We start from the raw sequence: 22,723 nt of genomic DNA, 5'->3' as shown, positions 1-22,723 counted from the left end.
CTATGGAAGAGGCCTACCGTCAAGCACGCAAGCGCGGCGAGCAAGGACGTCGACGCGCCATTAGCCAAAGCGAGCATCCATACCTTACGGACCTCGACAGTTTGGTTGCCCAGCTCCCCCTAGGTCAGCGAGAGAATGTCGGCCTGCGGGATATTCCGCTCGAAATGGTTGTCGGCACGGTTACCAAGGGCCGTCAGTCCGCCTTTTCATGCAACTTTATGCCCCTGCTGCCGTTTAGCACCGAGTTCGCCCGCAAGTGGTCCAACCTCTACGACATTCAGGTAACCGAGGGCTATCGCGACCCCATCATCGTCACCGAGTTCATGCATAGGTTCTATGTCCAGGAAGGCAACAAACGCGTCAGCGTCCTCAAATTCCTGGACGCCCCGACGGTTTCGGCCAAGGTCACCCGCCTCTACCCCGGCAAATGGGATTCCGTCGAAAGCCGCCTGTACGGTGAGTTCTGCGCGTTTTGGCGTGTCTGCCCCCTATACGAGATCGAGTTCTCGCGCGAAGGAAGCTACGAAACGCTCGCCAAGATGCTCGGTCAGAACCTTATCGAAAAATGGCCCCAGAAAAAGGTCGACTACCTGCGCCACACCTTCCTACTCTTTAAGCGCGCCTACCTTCGCGCGGGCGGCAACCACCTGGACATTACGCCCGCCGACGCCATGCTCGTCTACCTCAATGTGTACAACCAGGACCGCCTGCTGGATACGCCGACGGATATCGTCGTAAACCGCCTGTGCAAGATCTGGCGCGAACTGGTCATCGCCGGGAAAAGTGACGAGGACAAGGTCGATCTTGTCGAAGCGCCGAACGTCGATGAGGAGGAGTCGCCCGCCAAGTCCACCTCCGGCATGCTCAACTTCTTTATGGGCAAGACCGTCTATTCGGCGGCCAACCCCCTGCGCATCGCCTTTATCCATGAATTCACCTGTGCGACGTCGAGCTGGGATAGCCTGCACGACCAAGGGCGTCGGTATCTCGATGAGCACTTTGGCGGTATCGTGCGCACCGAGGCGTTTGAGGACTGTCACGATCCGGACGTGTTCTACGCCGCCGTGGAAACGGCTGTCAAACATGGAGCAAACGTCATCTTCTCGACCTCACACCGCCTGATGGAATACACGCTCAGGGCTGCCGTTGAATATCCCCGGGTTCGGTTCCTTAACTGCTCCATCGGCCTTCCCCACCAAAGCGTCCGTTCGTACTTTGGCAAGATGTACGAAGCCAAGTTTCTCCTGGGCGCCCTTGCCGCCAGCATGGCGGACAACCACCGCATCGGTTACCACGCGTCGGTCTTCGCCTCGGGCGCACTCAGCGAGATCAACGCCTTTGCGATTGGCGCCTCGCTGCTCGACCCCCGTGCGCAAATTATCCTGACCTGGGGCGATGTGCCCGCCGGAGGCCTTGCCGAGGCCATGTGCCGCGAAGGCGTGAGCGTCATGACCGGCGCCGACATGTCAAAGTCGCTCGAAGACCCCACGGCCTACGGACTCCACCGCCTGGTCGATGGCAAGGTCGTCGGCATCGCCATGCCGGTATGGAACTGGGGCCGATACTACGAGCTTATCGTGCGAAGTCTGCTGCATGGCACCTGGGACGAGACCAGTGACGACAGCCAGGTCCGCGCCGTCAACTACTGGTATGGCATGAGCTCGGGCGTTATCGACATTCGCTACGCTCCGGGCCTGCCCTATCAGACGCGCAAGCTTGTTCAGCTCCTCCGCAATGGCATCGTCGAGGGCTCCATCAATCCATTTGGCGGCGAGCTCCATAGCCAAGACGGCGTGGTGCAGATTGAGGGCTTTCCCCCACTGCCGAGCACGCAAATCATCGAGATGGACTGGCTGGCAGACAACGTGGTGGGCACCATTCCGCAGCCTGACGATGAGCCGAAGGTCCGTGCTCTATGAAAATCCTTGCCATAGCCGATACCGAAGAGCGATGCCTGTGGGAGTGCTTTCGCAAGGAACGCTTTGAGGGTGTCGACCTAATTTTGTCCGCTGGCGATCTAGACCCGGACTATCTTGAGTTTTTGGTCACGGTCATCAACAGACCACTCATCTACGTGCGTGGCAATCACGATGACCGCTACGCGCGTCATGCACCGGGCGGCTGCATCTGTGTCGAAGACACCGTGTACGTGTATCGCGGCGTCCGCATTGCGGGGCTTGGCGGCTCCATGCGCTATCGAGATGGCGCTAACATGTACACCGAGCGCGAGATGGCCAAGCGCGTGCGCAAGCTGTCCCGCAAAGTGAGGATGGTCGGCGGCTGCGACATCTTGCTCACCCATGCGCCCGCCGCCGGCATGGGCGATCTGGACGATCTGCCGCATCGGGGATTCGAATGCTTTAACACAGCGCTCGAGACATGGAATCCCGACTACATGGTGCACGGGCATGTGCACCAATGCTATGTTCGCGACTTTCAACGCGAACGCCAGCACGCATGCGGGACGACGATTATCAACGCCTGCGGCTATACGCAGTTTGAGCTTGACGAGGCGCGCTACCCCATCCGTGGCTGGCAGGCAGCCTGGCTCAATTCGCAAACCATGCGCCGCGAACTCAAGCGCCACGAGGCAATAGAGTCCTCAACCGCCAGAACCCCCTGGTAACCACCACAAAGGGGACAGGCACCTTTGTGGTGGTTCCGGACATCTCGACGCTACAGCGCGGCGATGACCTTATCGCCCATCTGGGTCGTGCCGAGGATCTTATCGGCAGGGGTACTGGCATCGGCAATGTCGCGGGTACGCCAGCCTTCGTCAAGCACACGTGCCACGGCATTTTCGATCCAAGCAGCCTGCTCACCCATGTCGAGCGCGTACGTGAGCAGCATTGCCGCCGACAGGATCTGCGCGAGCGGGTTAGCGATACCGAGCCCCGCGATGTCGGGCGCGCTGCCGGCGCTCGGCTCAAACAGCGACACACCATCGCCCAGCGAAGCCGAGGCAAGCATGCCGAGCGATCCGGTAATCTGCGCCGCCTCGTCGGAGAGAATGTCGCCGAACATGTTCTCCGTAACTACGACGTCAAAGTCGGCCGGTCGGTTAATGAGCTGCATGGCGGCGTTGTCGACGAGCAGGTCCTCAAGCTCTACATCTGGATACTCCTCGTCATGCACGCGATGCACGACCTCACGCCACATGCGGCTCGTCTCCAATACATTGCGCTTGTCCACGCTTGTCACCTTGCCGCGGCGCTTGCGAGCTGCCTCGAACGCCTGGCGGGCGATGCGCTCAACTTCGTACTCGCGGTACTCCATTACGTCAACCGCGCGCTGGCCAGCCACACCGTCGGTGCCCGCACCGCCCTCGTCATAAAAGCGCTCGTGCTTGCCAAAGTAAATGCCACCGGTAAGTTCGCGGACGAGTACCATGTCAACGCCCTTGATGACTTCGGGACGAAGCGTCGATGCGCTGGCAAGTGCGTCGTAGATTTTTACAGGGCGAAGGTTGGTATAGAGGCCGAGTTCTTTGCGGATACGCAGCAAGCCTTGCTCGGGGCGCGGGACCGCCGGATCGGTCGAATCCCACTTTGGGCCACCGACGGATGCCAACAGCACGGCGTCCGACGCCTTTGCCGCCGCAAGGGTTTCATCGGGCAGCGGATTGCCGCACGCATCGATCGCCGCGCCACCAATCAGGTGATCCTCAAAGGCAAACTCTACGCCAGCGCGCTTGCCCACGGCAGCCAGCACCTTCTTACCCTCGGCAATGACCTCGGGCCCAATGCCGTCACCAGGAAGACAGCAGATCTTATAGGTCTTCTTCACGTTGCAGCTCCAGCTCTCGCTACTCGGCCCGTTTGCAAACGGATTATCCAGCTTGACCGTCATAATCGCTTACGCCTCCTGAGCCTTTGCCGCGACAATCTTGGCACGCGTGCGCGCAACCAAACCGCCGGCCTCGATAATCTCGGCAATAAATGGCGGGAACGGCTCAGCTGTAAAAGTCTCGCCAGTACGCTCGTTGGTGATGACACCCGCATCGGTATCGACCTTCACGGTATCGCCGGCACAAATCGCATCGACAGCTTCGGGGCACTCCATAATGGGCAGGCCCACGTTAATGGCATTGCGATAGAAGATGCGTGCGAAGCTCTTGGCAATAACACACGACACCCCTGCAGCCTTAATGGCAACCGGGGCATGCTCACGCGAAGAACCGCAACCAAAGTTCTCCTCAGCCACAATGATGTCACCGGGCCTCACGGCAGAGGCAAACGCGGGATCAATATCCTCCATAGCATGCGCCGCCAAGTGCGCATGGTCGGACGAGTTCAGATACCGAGCAGGAATAATCACATCAGTATCAACGTCACGACCATATCGAAAAACCGAACCTTCAAAGTTCATATCATTCTCCGTTCAAACATGGAATGCGGGGGATTTGATATTTACTTACTTACTCGGACAGTCCTGCTCGCACGGAGAGCACATTAAGTGCTCTCCGGCTCGTGCGGAACTCGACGCAAGCAAATATCAAATCCCTCGTTCGCGTTTCGGCTACAAAAAAGCTAATGGAAAGTTAGCGTTCGCCTTCGGCGAACAAAAAAGTGCCAGGACTGTCCGCAGTAGCGAGCAAAGGTCGAAGGACCCCGTAGCCCCTACAGGTCAGACGGCAAGCATATGTGCCCCGCCACGGCAGAAGCAGCCGCCACGGCCGGCGAGGCCAGATAGACCTCGGACGTGGGGTCGCCCATACGGCCGACAAAGTTGCGGTTGGTCGTAGAAACGCAACGCTCCCCCGCCGCCAAGATGCCCATGTAGCCGCCCAGGCACGGACCGCACGTGGGCGTGGAGAACACACAGTTGGCATCTAGGAAAATGTCGGTCAATCCCTCCTTCATGCACTGGCGGAAGACCGCCTGGGTCGCCGGAATCACGATGCAACGCACCCCGTCGGCAACCTTATGGCCGCGCATGACTTCGGCCGCAGCACGCATATCCTCGATACGTCCGTTGGTGCACGAGCCGATTACCGCCTGGTCGATCATGATGTGACGGCTCTCGCTCACCGGATGGGTGTTGCTGGGCAGATGCGGCCACGATACACACGGCTTAATGTCGGCCGCGTCAATGGCAATAACCTGGGCATACTCGGCGTCTGGATCGGCGTGATACTCAACGTAATCACGTTCGCAGCGCCCCTTGAGCCAGGCGCGGGCAACATCATCGACCTCGATAATGCCCGCCTTGCCGCCCGCTTCGATCGCCATGTTCGAAATTGTCATGCGACCTTCCATCGACAGGCCCTCGATGGTGCTGCCGGCAAACTCCATGGCCTGGTACAGGGCACCGTCCACGCCGATCATGCCGATAATGTGCAAGATGATGTCCTTGGCAGTGGCGCCGTCCTCAAGCTCGCCATTAATCTCAAAGCGAATCGTCGGCGGCACCTTAAACCATGCGTGCCCCGTGGCAATGCCCACGCCGGCGTCTGTTGAGCCCACACCGGTCGAAAACGCACCCAAGGCGCCATACGTGCAGGTATGCGAGTCGGCACCGATAATCAGATCGCCCGGCACCACCACGCCGCGCTCGGGCAGCAGGGCATGCTCAATGCCCGCGCAGCCTTGCTCGTAATAGTGCGTCACATGCTGCTCGTGCGCAAAATCTCGCATCTTTTTGGTCTGCTCGGCGCTCTTGATGTCCTTGTTGGGCGCATAGTGATCGGGCACCAGGCAAATGCGGTCGCGATCGAACACCTCGGTGGCACCCAGCTCGCGAAAGACATCGATCGCGATAGGTGCGGTAATATCGTTGGCGAGCACAATGTCCAGGTCGCATTCGACCAGCTGGCCCGGCTTTACCTCTTCGAGCCCGGCGTGTGCCGCCAAAATCTTCTCTGCTACGGTCATGGGACGTGCCATGTGATTCCCCTCTCAAGCGGGCTTTGCCCTGCCGAATATCGTTACTTGCCCGCCTTGGAACGGTTGGTCTGAATCATGCGGTTAATAGCGTTGATGTAAGCCTTGGCCGAGCTCACGATAATGTCGGTATCCGCGCCGCGGCCGGTGTAAATCTTTCCATCCTCGGCGGTGATGCGCACCGTCACCTCACCGATGGCGTCGATGCCACGCGTGATGGCTTTAACGTTGAACTCCGTCAGCTCGCCATGGGCAGAGATGGCCTTGTCGACCGCCTTGTAGGCCGCATCAACCGGACCAGTACCCGTCGAGCAAACCACCCGTGTCGCGCCGTCCTCGTCCGTGATGGTTGCCGTGGCCGTAGGAATAAGCGGGTCGCCGCAGGAAACTTGAAGCGCGTCGAGGGTGTAGATCGCCTTGACCTCGCGCTGGCGCTCCTGAATCATCGACTCCAGGTCCTCGTCAAATACTTCCTTCTTTTGATCTGCAATCTCCAAGAAGCGCTGATAGATCGACTCGAATTCCTCATCGCCAAACGTATAACCCAGCTCAGCGAGACGATGGCGCAGCGCCGCATGGCCCGAACGTGCCGAAAGGATAATCTCGGATCCCGCTGCACCCACGTCCTTGGGATCGATAATCTCGTAGGTGTCACGCGCCTTGAGCACGCCATCCTGGTGAATGCCCGAGCTGTGGGCAAACGCATTAGCGCCCACAATGGACTTATTGGGCTGCACGTTAATACCAGTAATTGAACTGACGAGCTTAGATGCGCGCGTGAGCTCGGTCGTCACGATATCGGTATGTGCATCCAGATCCTGCTCGTGCATCCTCATGGCCATGACGACCTCCTCGAGCGCCGTGTTGCCCGCGCGCTCGCCCAAGCCGTTGATGGTGCACTCGATCTGCGTCGCGCCATTGCGGACGGCCTCGAGTGCAAGGGCTGTGGCCATGCCCAGATCGTTATGCGTGTGGACCGAAATCGTAACGTCCTCGATGCCGGCCACGCGCTCACGCAGATCGCGAATACGGGCGCCAAACTCCCAGGGCATGTTATAGCCCGTGGTGTCCGGAATATTCACGACCGTAGCGCCGGCCTTGATCGCTGCCTCGATAATGCGGACCAGGAACTCCTGATCGGAGCGGCCCGCATCCTCGGCATAAAACTCGACATCGTCGACAAACTTACGAGCGTGCTTTACGGCGTGAATAGCGCGCTCGATAGCCTCATCCTCGGTCATATGGAGCTTGTCGCGCAAATGGCTGGGGCTCACACCCAGACCGGTGTGGATACGGGGCCTCTGAGCCGTCTTGAGGGCTTCTGCGGCCACTTCGATATCCTTATCGACCGCACGGGTGAGACCGCATACCGTGCACCGGTCACCCGCGATCTTGCCAATCTCCTGTACGGAACGATAATCACCGGGGCTCGAAATAGGAAATCCCGCCTCGATCACGTCGACATTCATACGTACCAGCTGGCGTGCAATAACGAGCTTTTCCTCGGTATTCATACTGGCGCCGGGAGACTGCTCCCCGTCACGAAGCGTTGTGTCAAAGATTGCGATTTTGCGGCTCATGATTTCCTCCTGACAGGCTAAAGATACAGATGGCTTTCAGGAGAGATGGAGTGCCTCAAGATAGAATAATACCCGTGTCGCTCATCACGCCCAAAAGCGGCGGAAGATAGCGCACCCGGGTACAACTAATCGTTATAGCGAAATTACAACCCTAGCGCGCTATCCAATCTAGTAGCGCTAGGCCTAGGAGCTGCTGTTTGTTATAGAACATGTCTGGCTCCTTTCAGCCTCGGGTATTCACTACATTAGGCTAAAGTGTAACACAGGCAAAACGACGCGCAACGGGGATTTTGAACCAAAACCACCACAAAGGCGCCTATCTCCTTCGTGTTGGTTTTGGCCGGAAATAGCAAGGAACCCGGTCCTGCACAAGACAGAACCGGGTTCCTTTAGCAATGCTTGCTTTGCTCAGGCAGTAACTAGAAGTTACTCAGCCAGGAAGTCACGCTGGACAGTGGGGTCGACCTTGACGCCAGGGCCCATGGTGGAAGACACAGAGATGGACTTGACGTACTTGCCCTTAGCAGAAGAGGGCTTGACGCGCAGGATCTCGGTGTACAGGGCAGCGTAGTTCTCAACGAGCTGCTGCTCAGAGAAGGACTTCTTGCCCAGGGGCACGTGGCAGATGCCATAACGGTCGGCGCGATACTCAACGCGGCCGGCCTTGAGCTCGGAGACCATCTTGGCGACGTCCATGGTCACGGTGCCGAGCTTGGGGTTCGGCATGAGGCCACGGGGACCAAGGATCTTACCGATGCGGCCAACCTTGGCCATCATGTTCGGCGTAGCGATAGCGGCGTCGAAGTTGATCTCGCCCTTCTGGATCTGGGCGACGAGCTCGTCGGAACCGATGATGTCGGCACCGGCAGCCTCGGCCTCACGGGCCTTCTCGCCCTCGGCGAAGACGGCAACACGAACGGTCTTGCCGGTGCCGTGGGGCAGGGAGATGGAACCACGGATGTTCTGGTCAGCCTTACGAGTATCGATGCCCAGACGGAAGTGGGCCTCGACGGTCTCGTCGAACTTGGCGGTGTCGAGCTCCTTGATGAGCTTGGCAGCCTGAAGGGGGGTGTAGAGCGTGGCGCGGTCGACCTTCTCGGCAGCGGCGTTATAGCTCTTACCATGCTTAGCCATGTGCATTACCTCCTGTGGTTAAACGGGCGTGAGCCCTCCCACATCGTATCGTGTGCCCTATTGCACACATTTAACGGGCGCCCCGGTCGGAGCACCCGTCGTTACCTAGAAAAACGCTACTCAGCGATGGTGACGCCCATGGAACGGGCGGTACCGGCGATGATCTTCTTGGCGGCGTCAATGTCGTTGGCATTGAGGTCCGGCATCTTGATCTCGGCGATCTTGGTGAGCTGCTCCTGGGAGAGCTGACCAACCTTGTCGGCCTGGGGTTTAGCGGAACCAGACTTGAGGTTCAGCTCCTTCTTGATGAGGTGAGCCGCCGGCGGAGTCTTGGTGATGAAGGAGAAGGACTTATCCTCGTAGACAGAAATCTCAACGGGGATAATGTCGCCCTTCTTGTCCTGCGTCTCGGCGTTAAAGGCCTGGCAGAACTGCATGATGTTCACGCCAGCAGCGCCCAGGGCGGGGCCGACGGGAGGAGCGGGGTTAGCGGCACCAGCAGGAATCTGGAGCTTAATGACGTTGGCAACCTTCTTCTCAGCCATGGTCATTCCTTTCGAATCACGAGTGTGAAGTACTTGCTATATCGTAAGCACGCACGTGTTAGAAGCACTCCTGAGATGAGCAGTCACAGAAGAAGCACGCTCGCGCGAACGGACGAAAACTTAAGCGATGACAGCGACCTGGTTAAAGTCAAGCTCGACCGGCGTCTCGCGGCCAAAGATCATCAGCGTGACCTTGAGCTTGCCTGCCTCGGCGTTAACCTCGGAGACCTTGCCATCAAAGTCGGTAAGCGGGCCATCGGTGACGCGGACGGACGTACCGACCTCAATATCAACCGACGTACGCTTGGGCGAATCGCCCTTACCGGGACGACGAGTCATCTTATTGTACTCGTCGCGGGAAAGCGGAGCGGGCTTGCCGTTGCCGCCGAGGAAACCGGTGACGCCGGGCGTGTTGCGAACACACGTCCATGCATCGTCATCCATCTCCATGCGAACCAGGACATAACCCGGGAAGATCTTAGAATCCTTGGTCTCGCGCTTGCCACCCTCTTTGATCTCGGTGACGCGCTCCATAGGAATCTCAATATCAAAGATACGATCCTGCATGCCCATGGTCTCGATGCGATGCTCGAGATCGGACTTAACGCGGTTCTCGTATCCAGAGTAAGTGTGGACGACGTACCAACGCTTAGACATGGTTTAGCCCCTCAATCCAGAGAACAGAGCAAGAGCCTCGCCAAAGCCAGCATCGAGCAGAGCGATGACGACGCCGACGACGATCAGAGAAGCGCAAACGACGACCGAGTAGTTCACGAGCTCCTTCTTATCGGGCCACGTGACACGCTTCATCTCGGACTTCACCGAAGCAAAATACTTCTTGGTGCGGGCGAAGAAACCGGGCTTCTCGTTCTTCTTGGACTTCGCAGCCTTCTCGCTCTTCTTGGCAACGGCCTTCTTGGCCTCAACCTTGGAGTTGGCGGCAGCTTTGTTGGCAGGCGCCTGCTGCTGTGCCTTCTTCTTGTTCTTCTTGTTGGCCATTTGGGTTACCTCCGCGCAATGCGCTTATACATGAGTAAACCGTAAGCCCCCAAATGGGAGCTTACGGAATAATGACTGGCACGCCAGGAAGGACTCGAACCCTCAACACTCGGTTTTGGAGACCGATGCTCTACCAATTGAACTACTGGCGTATGTGACTAGAGACTAGCGAGTCTCTTTGTGCAGCGTATGGTGACGGCACCAGGGGCAATACTTCTTGATCTCCATACGATCAGGCATGTTCGCCTTGTTCTTAGTGGTCGTATAGTTGCGGCGCTTGCACTCAGTGCACGCAAGAGTAACTAGAGTACGCATGTATCCTGAACCTTTCATATCCGCCCCGTACGGGCACGAGTTGGTACTTTATCAGCTCTACGTAAGTGCTGTCAACGAAAACCTCGAATCAATTGGTTCTCGGTAGATCCATTCATATTTGGAACACATCAATGGAGCCAACGAGATCTAATCGATCCCTCACGCTCAACTTAAGAGCGAGCTAAGCGTAATCATCAGGCAAAAAGACCAGCGTAGAAAAGAACCCGGCACCCATATAAGTGCCGGGTTCTCTAAGTCAGCTGTATCAGAGAGCTAATTTACTCAATGATCGTGGAGACGATGCCCGAACCGACGGTGTGGCCACCCTCGCGGATAGCGAAGCGCAGGCCCTCCTCCATAGCGATCGGGTGAATGAGGTCGCCCTCGATGGTGATGTGGTCACCAGGCATAGCCATCTCGGTGCCCTCGGGGAGCTTGACCGTACCGGTAACGTCGGTGGTACGGAAGTAGAACTGAGGACGATAACCATCGAAGAACGGGGTGTGACGGCCGCCCTCCTCCTTGGTCAGAACGTAGATCTCACCGGTGAACTTGGTGTGCGGGGTAACCGAACCGGGCTTGCAGAGAACCTGGCCGCGCTCGATGTCCTCGCGCTTGATGCCGCGGAGCAGCAGACCGACGTTGTCGCCAGCCTCGCAGAAGTCCATGGACTTACGGAACATCTCGATACCGGTAACGACGGTGTTCTGGGTATCCTTGATGCCGACGATCTCGACGGGCTCGTTGAGCTTGAGCTCACCGCGCTCGACACGGCCGGTAGCAACGGTACCACGGCCGGAGATGGTCATAACGTCCTCAACGGCCATCAGGAACGGGAGGTCGTTGTCACGAGCAGGCGTCGGGATGTACTCGTCGACGGCAGACATGAGCTCGCGAATGGCGTCCATCCACTTGGCGTCGCCCTCGAGAGCGCCCAGAGCGGAACCACGGATGACGGGGATGTCGTCGCCGGGGAATTCGTACTCGGAAAGGAGCTCACGGGTCTCCATCTCGACGAGGTCGATGAGCTCGTCATCGTCGACCATGTCGCACTTGTTCAGGAAGACGACGATGTAGGGAACGCCGACCTGACGGGCGAGCAGGATGTGCTCGCGGGTCTGAGCCATGGGGCCGTCGGTAGCGGCGATGACCAGGATAGCGCCGTCCATCTGAGCAGCACCGGAGATCATGTTCTTGACGTAGTCAGCGTGGCCCGGGCAGTCAACGTGAGCGTAGTGACGGGCAGCAGTCTCGTACTCGACGTGGGAGACGGAGATCGTAATGCCGCGCTCGCGCTCCTCGGGAGCCTTGTCGATGTTCTCGAACGCAGTGAAGTCAGCCTTGCAGCCCTCGGTCTCGGAGAGAACCTTGGTGATGGCAGCGGTCAGCGTGGTCTTGCCGTGGTCGACGTGACCAATGGTGCCGATGTTAACATGCGGCTTAGTGCGCTCAAACTTCTCTTTGGCCATAAAGCCCTCCTCTAAACAGGTCGTCCCCGGACGGGACTATGCCTTTATACCATAGTGGCCTCTCAACATACTATTGAGAAGCCACCGTGTTACCTATGGTAGCGGTGACTGGATTCGAACCAGTGACGCCACGGGTATGAACCGTGTGCTCTAACCAACTGAGCTACACCGCCGGATGGAGCCTGCAACCAGACTTGAACTGGTGACCTCTTCGTTACCAACGAAGTGCTCTACCGACTGAGCTATACAGGCACTTGACGGGTGGGAGCTATAGGATTCGAACCTATGTAGGCAGAGCCAACGGGTTTACAGCCCGTCCCCATTAACCACTCGGGCAAACTCCCAATCGTTCAAGTATCCGCAGGTTCTTTGGTCTTTTGGGCCTCCGCCCCCGCGAACGAAAAAGATAATACGATGCAACCTTGGGGGCTGTCAACGAAAACCTCTAAATACACGGTACCGGGCGTATCTATATACCTTTGACCTGCTGTTTTGCTGAATTTAGATATGAAGGACGGCGGATTTGGCCGCGCTGGCGACATTTCCCGAGGGAACACTTTGGTGTGGTGGAGTACGCTTGCGGCATCGACTTTCGATAACGATCCTCGTGCGTCCGAATATCCTCGCTCAACCAGGATGACTGGGACCGGTCCGGCCTTTGTCTCGATCTGTAACATTTAGAGAACATTTTCTCCCCTATCTGTTACAGATCGAGATGTTTCCCTGGCGGTCTCCTGTTTATCTAAATCTGTAACAGCAAGAACGGTTTTCCTTCCCTAGTTGTTACAGATTGAGATGTTTCGCAGAGACCCTAGCTTACGTCTCATTCTGTAACAGTTAGAACGGTTTTCCTTCCCTAGTTGTTACAGATTGAGACACTTCTCAGCTCGCCCCCAGATTGTCTATATCTGTAACAGCTGGGAGCTGAATGCTCGTCCTCGTGTTACAGATCGAGATTGTCGACTAACCCCAACCAAGCTCTTAAGCCAGTACCTCAGATCCGTTGTAGAGCCTACTGCCTTCAAACGAGCGCAGCAGGAGTTCGCGACGTTCATCGAGGTCCTTTAGCTCGCAGGGGAACACGAACAGCATCACGTTTTGATGATACTTGTAATCGGCATAGACATCCGGATCGCCCAAGCGCGTGGGCGTGGAAACGATATCCTCCGACATGTGCTCGCTTGAGCCCACATAAATTCCCAGATAGTCACTGTAGTTCTTATCGTGATCGCCCTTTTGATACTTTGCGATAAGGTAGCAGCCAGGCATATCAAAGCCGTTAAACGCGGCATCGGCAGCCTTTTCCTGCTGGCAGACAAACTTGTGCAGGGGCATCGCCGTCGACGCACTTTCGAAAATCGACTGCCTTGCGGCGTTGATCTTCTTGCGAGCCTCGGCAGCTTCTCTTGAGTCCTGGAACGCTTTCGCGGCGCCGCCCAGCGCGCCAACTGCCGCGCCAAAGCCATCGGCCGCGACACCGAGCCCCTTGCCAATGCCATCGGCAACGACACGTGCGCCGTTAGCAGCACCATCCGCAGCATCCTTTACAGCGCCGCCGACAGCTTCGACATCGACGCCGAGCTGCTTTGCGCCATCAATGACGTCCGCGGCCGCAACCAGGACCTTCGCCGCAAGGCTCATCGCATCTTTTACTGTTTTCAGATCTACAGACATCCTAGAATTCCTTTCGATATCTCGCATAACCAAAACAGCTCATGACTCATAAATAGCGTCAGGCGGTTGCCGCAGCCTCCCGCGGCTATGCGAAATGCATGCGGTACCCAAGTCAGCAGTTTAAATCGGGCTGCGTAATGAGTCCCAACGGGTTGCCTATTAATCGGCGAGCGCAACGAGCGTTTCGAGAAACGCCAACGACTCGCACTCCCCCCATTATTCGAAGCCAGATGATGTGTTCTACCGATAGCCCGTCACGGGCGTAGACGGTGCTCACGCCATTGTCGAGCGCCATCACGACAGGTGCCAGGTCATTCGGCTGATGCCTCAGCCGACGCAAGGCCCTATAACACGGTATCGGCCACAGGTTGTTGCTCAACAAATACGCTGTTGACTGTGGCATACTTTAATTTACCAATGTATCGAGAAAGAGAGTGTCATGGTCCCTTCGGGTAACGGCTGCAGCCAGATCATCATCATTGCTTTGGGCATTTGCCTTGGCCTGACTATGTTTGCGGTCTGTGGCTAAACGATTCAGATCTGCGCTTATTTCCAGCACAAATCTTCTGCCGCTGCTTGCCGGCATCGTGTATCTCGTTAACAGATACATTGCGAGCTTCGACTTTTTCCTCCCCTACGACTTCGCCCATTATCAGCTCGGAGATCTGTGCGGAGGAATCATTTTTCCCGCCTACGTAAACGTCCTCTGCGAAGCGGTGAGTGGGAAAACGCCGATATGCAACTTTGCAAGTAGCTTGGCATTATCGGTGGGATGCTCAATCTGCTGGGAAGTACTTGCGCCCATGGTGCTCGAGTTTAGTACCCCAGATCCGCTTGATGCCTGCATGTACGTTATCGGCGGCATCTTGTACCTGAAAGCTTTTAAACTGACGGCGGACAGTCGAATCTAGCTGCCCACAAGAAACGGGCCCTGTCCCACTAGGGAACAGAGCCCGAAACTCTCATGGAGCCAGTGACAGGAATCGAACCCGCAACCCACTGATTACAAATCAGTTGCGCTACCGTTGCGCCACACTGGCACACTTGGCGCTTTCGCGCGAAGCCAATTAAGAATAAAGGAATTGCGGACGGGGCGCAACAGGCCCTTTGATCGACCATATCTCAAAACTATTCGTCAGAACGAATAGTTTTATCTGTTCGCCAGAACCAATAACTATTCGTTTTGGCGATGCCAAGCCGCAACCCATTGATTACAAACCAGTTGGTTGATCAATCGAGAAAGCAGCTCCCCATAGAAGGTTTACCTACCTCCCGCGCAGGGCCTTGAGCTTTGCCAGTGCCTCGGGGCTCAGGCGACTGCCCAGAGTCATCTTGATCTGCGGAGCTTCCTCTGCCTCGCGGACGTCGTTATCGATCTGTTTGATCTCGTCCACCAGCATGCGGCTCGAGATGCGCGTAACGCCCTTGCCCATGACGACGGCTTGAATTGTGCCGTCACTCGATACCACGGAGCACGCGCGGCCTTCCTCGCGCGCCTCGATGCAGAGCTTTTGTACCACGGTATCGGCCGATACGCCCGTCGGCGAAAACTCGATGCGCACGCCGCGAGCCGGCAAGTTGGGACGCTCGCTAGAGATATTGCCTGCACCGTCAAACACAATTACGGCCTCGTAGCGGCCCTGGGCAAAGGCGGCGACGTCGTTGATAAGGGCGGTGCGCGCCATATCGTGAACGTCGCTGGAATACGGATCGTCGGAATGGTCGTACACGAGCTTTTCGTAGCGCGGCGTGCAGTGGATCACGTTGTAGCCGTCGACCACCAGCAGCTCGGGCTTATTGGAGTGAACCGTCGAGACCGGGTCGGCGATAGCCTGCGCAAACGCATTGCCGCCCACGCCGTAGGTCGCGGCCGAGACAATCGGCTTGGCCGAGCCTTCGCCAAAGCGCTTGGCCTTAGACTTGGCGCGGTTCTTCTTGGACATGCGCTACTCCTCCCCCATGAGCTCGCCGGCGTTGCGACGTAGCCACTCAAAGCACAGTGCCGTCGTTGCCTGGGCAACGTTGAGGCTCTCGGTCATGCCACGCTGAGGAAGCTTGGTCAAAAAGTCGCATTTCCCGAGCACCAGGCGCGAGATGCCGTCGCCCTCGGAGCCCATGACGAGCGCCACGCGGCCCTCGAAGGGAGCATCCCAGCAACTGCCCTCGGCGTGCTCGGAGGCACCGCCCACCCAAAAGCCAGCGGCCTTAAGATCGTCGAGCGCACGGGCAATGTTGGGGACCTGCACGATAGGCAGATGCATGACGGCGCCGGCTGAGGTCTTGTAGCTGCCCACGGTCACGCCGGCAGCGCGCTTGTTGGCGATGATGACGCCCGCCGCGCCCACGACCTCGGCGGAGCGCACGATGGCGCCAAAGTTGCCGTCATCGGTCACGTGATCGAGCACCACGACAAGTGCCGGACCCTCGCCTGCACGGTCGAGGATATCGGCGACATCCGCATAAGGGAAGTTGCCCACCTCGAGTGCAATACCCTGGTGAGCGCCATGGCTCGACAGCGCATCGAGCTGCGCGCGCGGCACGTACTTAATGCGGACACCCGCGGCGTTGAGGTCATCGACCAGACGAGACAAGGCGGCATCGCGCTCCCCGCCCTCGGCAATAAGTGCGCACTTGATGGGAAAACCGGTGCGCAGGGCCTCGACGGCAGCGCGACGACCTTCGATAAACTCGCCCTTGGGAGCCTGGACAGCGTCGCGGTTGCGATCGCGCTGCGGACGCGCAGCTTGGGTACGATCGCGCTGGCCCTTGGAAGCGGCAGCGCGGTCATTTCGGCGAATCGGACGCGAGCCAGAAGCGGCCTGCTTGCCGCCACGAGGCGCACGCTTGCGATTGTCGGCCATAGGACGGCCTCCTAAATACAACTATCAAACGAAACAAATAGACCGACCGCCCGAGGTGCGGCAGATTGCCTTGAAAGAAGAGGGCATAGACCTTGAGGTCATGCCCGACGATTGAAAGGCAAGGTGCCGTGGCTCGGGCGGTCGGGTGCTTGGGAAACCCGCGGGGGTTAGAGGGATTTGATACGGGTGCCGGCGGCGGTATCTTCAATCGTCAGGCCCAGGTCCTTGAGTTGATCGCGGATGGCGTCTGCCAAGTCCCAGTTCTTGGCGGCACGGGCCTCGGCGCGAGCCTCGAGAATCTTGGCAGCGGCCTCGTCCACGTCGTCACCAGTGTAGGCGACCAAGCCGGCGGCAACGCCCAAAAGGCCCAGCGGCAGCTCGACCTTGGGCTCGGGAAGCTCAACGCCAAACGTATCGAGCAGCTCGACCAGCGTATCGGCGGCAGCAAGAGCCGCGGCCTTGTCGGCAGCGTCGCCCGCCTGCTCCAGATACTGATTGCACTCGGTGACAAAACCAAAGACGGCGCCCATGGCACCGGCGGTGTTAAAGTCGTCGTCCATGCACTCCTTAAAGGTGGCACGGGTCTCGGCAGCCTTGGCGGCAAACGCCTCAGATGCTGCCTCATCGGCATCGGCCGTCGCATGGTTCGCGGCCCAGCGCAGGTTCTCGACCGTACCGGCGATACGCGTGAGCGAATTCTCGGCACCCTCCAGGCGCTCCCAGGAGAAGTCGAGCGGCGAGCGATAGCTCGTCTGCAGCATCAGCAGGCGCAGGGCGGCAGCGGAGTGCTGCTCGAGCACCTCGGCCAGCGTAAAGAAGTTACCAAGCGATTTGGACATCTTCTCGCCGTCGACCAGCAGCATGCCCGTGTGCATCCAGGTGTTGGAGAAGCCCTGGTGCCAGGCGCAGGCAGCCTGGGCGCACTCGTTCTCGTGATGCGGGAAGGCAAGGTCGGAGCCACCGCCGTGAATGTCGATCGGGGTACCCAGGTAGCGGTGCACCATGGCGGCGCACTCGGTGTGCCAACCGGGACGGCCCTCGCCCCAGGGGCTCGGCCAGCTGGGCTCGCCGGGCTTGGCGGCCTTCCACAGCGCAAAGTCGAGCGGGTCGTTCTTGTCCTCGTTCTCCTCGATGCGCGCACCCACCATAAGGTCGTCGATGTTGCGGCCCGAGACCTGACCGTAGTTGGGATCGCTGCGCACGGAAAAGTACACGTCGCCGTTATCGGCGGCGTAAGCGTGGCCCTGCTCGATGAGCGCCTTGATCATGGCAATCATGGGGCCGATCTCCTTGGTGGCGCGGGGGCGCACATCGGGATCGAGCACGTTGGCAGCGCGCATGACGCCAATAAACTTATCCGAGAACTCCGTCGCGACCTCGGCGGCCGTACAGCCCTGCTCGTTAGCGCGCTTGATGATCTTGTCGTCGACATCGGTAAGGTTCTGGGCGAACGTGACCTCGTAGCCGCTCGCGATGAGCCAGCGTCGAATCACATCGAAGCTGATGAACGTGCGGGCGTTGCCGATGTGGATGTTGTCGTAAACCGTGGGTCCGCACACGTACATACGGACCTTGCCGGGCTCGATGGGCTGGAACTCTTCCTTTTTATGGGTAGCGCTGTTGTAGATACGCATTCGTTACTCCTTAACGGTTTTCTGTAGCAGGCAGACGGCCCAGGCGCCAATTCCCTCGCCTTGACCTTCCCAACCGAGCTTTTCGGTCGTGGTGGCGGCGACGCCCACGTTTTCGACGTCAACGCCCAGGGCATGGGCCAAGTTGGCACGCATGGCATCGCGGTGCGGGGTGATCTTAGGCTGCTGGCAGGCAATGGTGCAGTCGGCATCGACAAACTCAAAGCCCAGCTCGCGCGCATAGTCCATTACGCGGGCAAGCAACACCATCGAGTCGGCACCCTCGTAGGCGGGGTCGGTGTCGGGGAACAGCTTGCCAATGTCTCCCCCGCGGCAGGCGCCCAGAATAGCGTCGGCCAGCGCGTGCGCGAGCACATCGGCATCCGAGTGGCCCAGCAGGCCGCGCTCGTAGGGAATGTCGACCCCGCCGATGATACATCGACGCCCCTCCACCAAACGGTGGACGTCGTAGCCGTGGCCAATGCGCAGGTTACTGAACATGGGGAAGGTCCTCTCCCTCGGCCATGCGACCGAGCAAAATCGCGGTTACGGGACGCAAGTCCTCGGGCACCGTCACCTTAAGGTTGTCGCGCGGGCTCTGGACGCAGCGGACGCGCCCACCCATGCGCTCGACCAGTGACGAATCGTCCGTACCGATAAAGCCCTCGGCAATCGCCGCGGCATGGGCGCGTTTCATGGCGTCGACACTAAAGATCTGCGGCGTCTGCGCGGCCCAATAGAGTTCGCGTGGCGGCGTCTCGACGATGTTGTCCCCATCGACGATCTTGAGCGTGTCGATCGCGGGCTGGCCACACACGACACCGTCGAGCGAGCGGTCACTCACGAGCACGTCGATAGCGTGATCGATGACCTCGGTAGTAATAAGCGGACGAGCGCCGTCGTGAATGGCGACGTATTCAAAGCCTGCCGGCACCGCATGCACGCCGGCACGAGTGGAGTCCTGGCGGGTATCGCCGGCATCGGCGAAGCTGATGGGCGTGTCATACGAATACGGGCTGATGGCCAGGCGGCGCATCTCGGCACGACGCTCGGCAGGGCAAACCACGACGATATGGCCGACCTTATCGCTACGGTCAAACGCGCGGATGGACCAGCTCATAAGCGGACGGCCCGCTACATTGACGAGCTGCTTGCCACCGGGATTACCAAAGCGCTGGCCGCTGCCACCGGCAACGACCACGGCGCATACGGGCGCCATTATGCGTTCCCCTGTTTGGTGCCCTTCATGCGGTACAGGGAGTCCGCAAGAATGGCAGGGTTGTTAACGCCAAAGTCGCCCAGGCGCTCCGGATCCTTGCTGATGTCGTCCATGAGCTCCTGCAGCGAGCCATACTCGTCGACAATCTTCTCGGCCACGCCGTCGCGCACGACGGACACGCGCGAAAGCGTGCGCAGGCCCAGCGGCGTCATGACGGAGTCCTCGTCCAAGTCGTCGTAGCCCAGAACCGCCGCCACATGCTGCGGGTCGGACAAGTCCTTGGGCGTCATGCGGCTAAGCTCGGCACGGATCTTCTCGGCGTTTGCCTCGGAGGAATCGCTTGCGTAGTCGCGAATCATCAAGTCGTACTCGGTATCCATGCTGGAGCCGGCGAGCTGCTCGAGCTGCATCTGCACGAGCTTGCCCTGGTTGCCCAGCTTGACAATGCAATCCTTAAGCTCGGTCTTTGCCTGCTGCATAATCTCGAAACTCGAGAAAATGCCGGTGATGTCGGCGAGCGTGACGTAGTCGTCCAGCTCGAGGGCCGTCAGACGCAGCAGGGAGCGGTCGAGCGACTGACGGGTGGTCTGAAGCGTAGCGACGAGCTGGTTGACCGAGCTCATGATGGTGGTGACGGGCTGAATCTCATAGCTCTTGCCGTGCACATACACGTTGACGACGGCACGACGGGCCGAGACCGAGATCACGATGGCGTCGGTGAGCACCGACATGCGAGCGGCAGTACGGTGACGCATGCCCGTCTCGCTCGTGGCGAGCGAGGGATCGGGATTGAGGTGGAAATTGGCGCGCAGGATCTGGGTAAGGTCGCCGTCGATGACGATGGCGCCGTCCATCTTGGAAAGCTCGAACAGGCGGTTCGAGGTAAACGAAATGTTGAGCGGGAAGCCGTCGTTACCGGCAGCGAGCACGTTTTCGGTATCGCCGACGCAGATAAGCGCGCCCAGGTGACCGGCGATGATCATGTCAAGGGCGGTGCGGATCGGCTGACCAGGTGCCGTCAGGCGGATGGCCTGTTCCATACGCTTTTGCAGCTCGTTCTTATCCAAGGCATCGCTCCCATCGTATACGCTCCATAAACGTCAATAAGTTTCTCACGGTTTGCCCCTGTGACGCCCGCAAATTCCGATGCTTACAGAATGAGCGAACACCGCTTAGGTAGCTCATTTGGGACGGGGCTCTTTTGGCTGCTCATGTGGTAGCATCGGGTCTCATATAAATGAGGGAGTGGTCGTGTAATCGGGTTCGCCCGCAGAGAGGGGGCCAGACTATGGGACTCGCAGAGCTCGTGTTGCTCGCCGTTGGCCTTTCGATGGACGCCTTTGCCGTTTCCATCTGCAAGGGTCTCGGCATGAAAAAGATCAACCTTAAAGTCGCCGTTGTGCTCGGCCTGTTCTTTGGCGGCTTTCAGGCCGGCATGCCCGTAATCGGTTGGGCACTCGGCAGCCAGTTCATGGGCATCATCGGTCCCATAGACCATTGGATCGCCTTTATCCTTTTGGCCTTTATCGGCGGCAAGATGCTGTGGGAAACCTTTACCGAAGACGAGGATGAGGACGAAGACGACGGCAAGGATGCCGAAAAGATCGACCTGGGCGAGTACCTAATCCTTGCCATCGCCACCTCGATTGACGCGCTCGCCGTGGGCATCTCGTTTGCCGCGCTCTCGGTCGATATCGTGCCCTCTGTATCACTTATCGGCGTCACAACGTTTATCTTCTCCGTCGCCGGCGTAGCGATCGGCCACACCTTTGGCGCGCGCTACGAAAAACCCGCCACCATCGTGGGTGGCGTCGTACTCGTCCTCATCGGGCTTAAGATCCTGCTTGAGCACCTTGGGATCCTCGCACTGTGACGAATAACGGCCGCCCGGCATTACGCCAGGCGGCCGTTTTCATAGCCAGCCGTTTTAGAGCGGCTTAACCAAGGCGACCTTTACGCGGCAAGGCGCTTGAGGACGTCGATGAGCAGCTCGTAGAAGCGCTCGGCAGAAGCGAGCTCCATGCTCTCGTCCGGGGTGTGGACATCGGAGAGCGTCGGGCCCACGGCGATGGCGTCCAGGCCGTGCAGGGCCTCGGCAAACAGGCCGCACTCAAGGCCGGCGTGAATGGACTCGATGCGCAGCTCGGAGCCAAAGAGCTCGCGATAGCTCTCGACAAAGACGTCGCGGACCGGCGAATGCTCGGCATAGCTCCAGCCGGGATACTCGAACTCAAACTTGGCGTCGAAGCCCAGGACATCGGCCAGCGTCTGCAGGCGGTCCTTGAACTCGTTCTGCAGCGAGGTGATCGAGGAGCGCGGGGACAGCATGATCTTGACCTCGTCGTCAGAAGTGGCAACCACACCGATGTTGGAGGAAACCTCGACGGAGCCGTCGGTAGCAACGTTGCGGCGGATCACGCCATTGGGGGCAAGACGCAGGGCGCGGATGAGGGCAAGCGCGGACCTCTCGTCCATGGCCTCGACCTCGGCGTCGTCGGCAATCTCGACAGTGCAGGTAAAGCCGGGGTCGAAGACCTCGAGCTCGGCAGTGACGTCGGCGATAATGCCCTTTGCGATCTGGGCCGCGGCCTCGGCGGCAGCGTGGTCGGCGTAGACCAGAACAGCCTTGCACTCACGGTTGATGGCGTTGTCCTTGGTGCCGCCGTTAAAGCTAACGATGGCGGGCTCGCCGGCAACCATCAGGCGGTCGATGATGCGGGCCATGATGAGGTTGCCGTTGCCGCGCTCCAGGTGGATATCGCTGCCGGAGTGACCGCCCAGCAGGCCGGAGATGTCGAACGTGAGGGTGCTACCGGTCTTGTGCTCGCGCGCGATCGGGCAGGTGTAGGTAACGACGACGCCGCCGGCGCAGCTGACGGTGGCAACGCCCTCTTCCTCGGAGTCAAGGTTGATCATGGTGCGGGCGCTAATCTGAGACTTGTCGAGCGTCTCGGCGCCGACCAGGCCAGTCTCCTCGTCGGTGGTGAATACGCACTCGAGGGCGGGGTGAACAATCGAATCGTCATCGAGAACAGTGAGCATCAGAGCGACGGCGATGCCGTTGTCGGCGCCCAGCGTGGTGCCGTTAGCGGTGAGAACGCCGTCCTTGACGAGCAGGTCGATACCATCGGTCGTAAAGTCGTGCTCAACGGAGCCCAATTTGTCGCACACCATATCGATGTGGCCCTGAAGCATCACGGTCGGGGCATTCTCGGCACCGGCAGATGCGGGCTTGCGAATGATGACGTTGTAGACCTCGTCCTGATACACATCGAGGCCGCGCTCCTTGGCAAACGCAACCAGGAAATCGCTGATGCCCTTCTCGTTGCCAGACCCACGGGGGATCGCGCTGACCTCCTCAAAGAAATGGAACAGCTGGGCGGGCTCATAGCCGGTGATCTTGTAGTCCATGGT

General features: G+C 58.9%; 21 protein-coding genes and 5 tRNA genes. 3 read left to right on the top strand and 23 right to left on the bottom strand.

Translation table 11 applies throughout. The features are described from left to right. Window positions 1-2 precede the first annotated feature (2 nt). Complete coding sequence (locus ACTNA2_RS05785; RefSeq protein WP_441048856.1) at window positions 3-1,919, top strand: BMP family ABC transporter substrate-binding protein; 1,917 nt, start codon at window positions 3-5, stop codon at window positions 1,917-1,919. Continuing rightward, entirely contained in the window at window positions 1,916-2,626 is a 711-nt protein-coding gene (locus ACTNA2_RS05780) for a metallophosphoesterase family protein (RefSeq protein WP_441048855.1), read from the top strand. Before ACTNA2_RS05785 ends, ACTNA2_RS05780 begins: the two co-directional genes overlap by 4 nt. A 50-nt stretch (window positions 2,627-2,676) precedes the next feature. On the opposite strand, the gene leuB is transcribed toward ACTNA2_RS05780, so the two are convergent. The 22 genes from leuB to disA all read right to left on the bottom strand — a co-directional run bounded on the left by leuB (window position 2,677) and on the right by disA (window position 20,349). Next, the gene (gene leuB, locus ACTNA2_RS05775) at window positions 2,677-3,786 is read right to left on the bottom strand and encodes a 3-isopropylmalate dehydrogenase (RefSeq protein WP_441048854.1); all 1,110 of its coding nucleotides are present in this window, start codon (window positions 3,784-3,786) and stop codon (window positions 2,677-2,679) included. A 69-nt stretch (window positions 3,787-3,855) separates the two neighbouring features. Continuing rightward, on the bottom strand, window positions 3,856-4,368 hold the full coding sequence (locus ACTNA2_RS05770; protein ID WP_427727054.1) for a 3-isopropylmalate dehydratase small subunit: 513 nt from the start codon (window positions 4,366-4,368) through the stop codon (window positions 3,856-3,858). Between the two features lie 251 nt (window positions 4,369-4,619). Further along, complete coding sequence (leuC, locus tag ACTNA2_RS05765; protein WP_441048853.1) at window positions 4,620-5,885, bottom strand: 3-isopropylmalate dehydratase large subunit; 1,266 nt, start codon at window positions 5,883-5,885, stop codon at window positions 4,620-4,622. Window positions 5,886-5,926: 41 nt separating this feature from the next. Next, window positions 5,927-7,462 (bottom strand): 2-isopropylmalate synthase, encoded by a 1,536-nt coding sequence (locus tag ACTNA2_RS05760; RefSeq protein WP_441048852.1) that lies wholly within the window; start codon window positions 7,460-7,462, stop codon window positions 5,927-5,929. Between the two features lie 426 nt (window positions 7,463-7,888). Further along, a complete protein-coding gene (gene rplA / locus ACTNA2_RS05755) occupies window positions 7,889-8,596 on the bottom strand; it encodes a 50S ribosomal protein L1 (RefSeq protein ID WP_441048851.1) in 708 nt (235 codons plus the stop codon). A 116-nt stretch (window positions 8,597-8,712) separates the two neighbouring features. Next, on the bottom strand, window positions 8,713-9,141 hold the full coding sequence (gene rplK, locus ACTNA2_RS05750) for a 50S ribosomal protein L11 (RefSeq protein ID WP_022093893.1): 429 nt from the start codon (window positions 9,139-9,141) through the stop codon (window positions 8,713-8,715). A 120-nt stretch (window positions 9,142-9,261) separates the two neighbouring features. Further along, window positions 9,262-9,798, bottom strand: coding sequence for a transcription termination/antitermination protein NusG (gene nusG / locus ACTNA2_RS05745; protein WP_427718370.1), 537 nt, complete (start codon window positions 9,796-9,798; stop codon window positions 9,262-9,264). A gap of 3 nt (window positions 9,799-9,801) precedes the next feature. Then, a complete protein-coding gene (secE, locus tag ACTNA2_RS05740; protein WP_154514754.1) occupies window positions 9,802-10,140 on the bottom strand; it encodes a preprotein translocase subunit SecE in 339 nt (112 codons plus the stop codon). A 76-nt stretch (window positions 10,141-10,216) separates the two neighbouring features. Further along, window positions 10,217-10,292, bottom strand: a tRNA-Trp gene (locus ACTNA2_RS05735). Window positions 10,293-10,305: 13 nt separating this feature from the next. Beyond that, window positions 10,306-10,455 carry a 50S ribosomal protein L33 gene (gene rpmG / locus ACTNA2_RS05730; RefSeq protein WP_102372646.1) on the bottom strand — a complete coding sequence of 50 codons (150 nt, stop codon included), beginning with the start codon at window positions 10,453-10,455 and terminating at the stop codon, window positions 10,306-10,308. 278 nt (window positions 10,456-10,733) lie between these two features. Then, window positions 10,734-11,924: an elongation factor Tu gene (tuf, locus tag ACTNA2_RS05725; RefSeq protein ID WP_154514756.1), complete on the bottom strand. Its 1,191-nt coding sequence runs from the start codon at window positions 11,922-11,924 to the stop codon at window positions 10,734-10,736. 96 nt (window positions 11,925-12,020) lie between these two features. Beyond that, window positions 12,021-12,097, bottom strand: a tRNA-Met gene (locus tag ACTNA2_RS05720). A 3-nt stretch (window positions 12,098-12,100) separates the two neighbouring features. Then, window positions 12,101-12,176, bottom strand: a tRNA-Thr gene (locus tag ACTNA2_RS05715). A 10-nt stretch (window positions 12,177-12,186) separates the two neighbouring features. Then, window positions 12,187-12,268 (bottom strand) — tRNA-Tyr (locus ACTNA2_RS05710). 637 nt (window positions 12,269-12,905) lie between these two features. Then, complete coding sequence (locus ACTNA2_RS05705) at window positions 12,906-13,598, bottom strand: hypothetical protein (protein WP_441048850.1); 693 nt, start codon at window positions 13,596-13,598, stop codon at window positions 12,906-12,908. A gap of 965 nt (window positions 13,599-14,563) precedes the next feature. After that, window positions 14,564-14,638, bottom strand: a tRNA-Thr gene (locus ACTNA2_RS05700). Window positions 14,639-14,863: 225 nt separating this feature from the next. Next, window positions 14,864-15,541 (bottom strand): NYN domain-containing protein, encoded by a 678-nt coding sequence (locus ACTNA2_RS05695; RefSeq protein WP_154514764.1) that lies wholly within the window; start codon window positions 15,539-15,541, stop codon window positions 14,864-14,866. 3 nt (window positions 15,542-15,544) lie between these two features. Beyond that, window positions 15,545-16,459: a 23S rRNA (guanosine(2251)-2'-O)-methyltransferase RlmB gene (gene rlmB / locus ACTNA2_RS05690; protein WP_441048849.1), complete on the bottom strand. Its 915-nt coding sequence runs from the start codon at window positions 16,457-16,459 to the stop codon at window positions 15,545-15,547. Between the two features lie 167 nt (window positions 16,460-16,626). Further along, entirely contained in the window at window positions 16,627-18,093 is a 1,467-nt protein-coding gene (gene cysS, locus ACTNA2_RS05685) for a cysteine--tRNA ligase (RefSeq protein ID WP_441048848.1), read from the bottom strand. A 3-nt stretch (window positions 18,094-18,096) separates the two neighbouring features. Further along, window positions 18,097-18,591, bottom strand: a complete 495-nt coding sequence (gene ispF, locus ACTNA2_RS05680; RefSeq protein ID WP_006234975.1) for a 2-C-methyl-D-erythritol 2,4-cyclodiphosphate synthase — start codon at window positions 18,589-18,591, stop codon at window positions 18,097-18,099. Then, the gene (gene ispD / locus ACTNA2_RS05675) at window positions 18,581-19,309 is read right to left on the bottom strand and encodes a 2-C-methyl-D-erythritol 4-phosphate cytidylyltransferase (protein ID WP_441048847.1); all 729 of its coding nucleotides are present in this window, start codon (window positions 19,307-19,309) and stop codon (window positions 18,581-18,583) included. Before ispD ends, ispF begins: the two co-directional genes overlap by 11 nt. Continuing rightward, window positions 19,309-20,349, bottom strand: coding sequence for a DNA integrity scanning diadenylate cyclase DisA (gene disA / locus ACTNA2_RS05670; protein ID WP_370450554.1), 1,041 nt, complete (start codon window positions 20,347-20,349; stop codon window positions 19,309-19,311). The genes ispD and disA overlap by 1 nt, the downstream gene beginning before the upstream one ends. A 248-nt stretch (window positions 20,350-20,597) precedes the next feature. On the opposite strand from disA, the gene ACTNA2_RS05665 reads away from it, so the two are divergent. Then, window positions 20,598-21,182, top strand: a complete 585-nt coding sequence (locus ACTNA2_RS05665; RefSeq protein ID WP_441048846.1) for a manganese efflux pump MntP — start codon at window positions 20,598-20,600, stop codon at window positions 21,180-21,182. Window positions 21,183-21,262: 80 nt separating this feature from the next. Here ACTNA2_RS05665 and ACTNA2_RS05660 read toward each other — a convergent pair whose 3' ends face one another. Continuing rightward, window positions 21,263-22,720, bottom strand: coding sequence for an aminoacyl-histidine dipeptidase (locus ACTNA2_RS05660; RefSeq protein ID WP_441048845.1), 1,458 nt, complete (start codon window positions 22,718-22,720; stop codon window positions 21,263-21,265). Between the last annotated feature and the right edge of the window lie 3 nt (window positions 22,721-22,723).

Source organism: Collinsella sp. HCP28S3_E9, from assembly GCF_052065455.1.
Lineage (GTDB): Bacteria > Actinomycetota > Coriobacteriia > Coriobacteriales > Coriobacteriaceae > Collinsella.
This window is presented reverse-complemented; position numbering and strand designations above follow the sequence as displayed.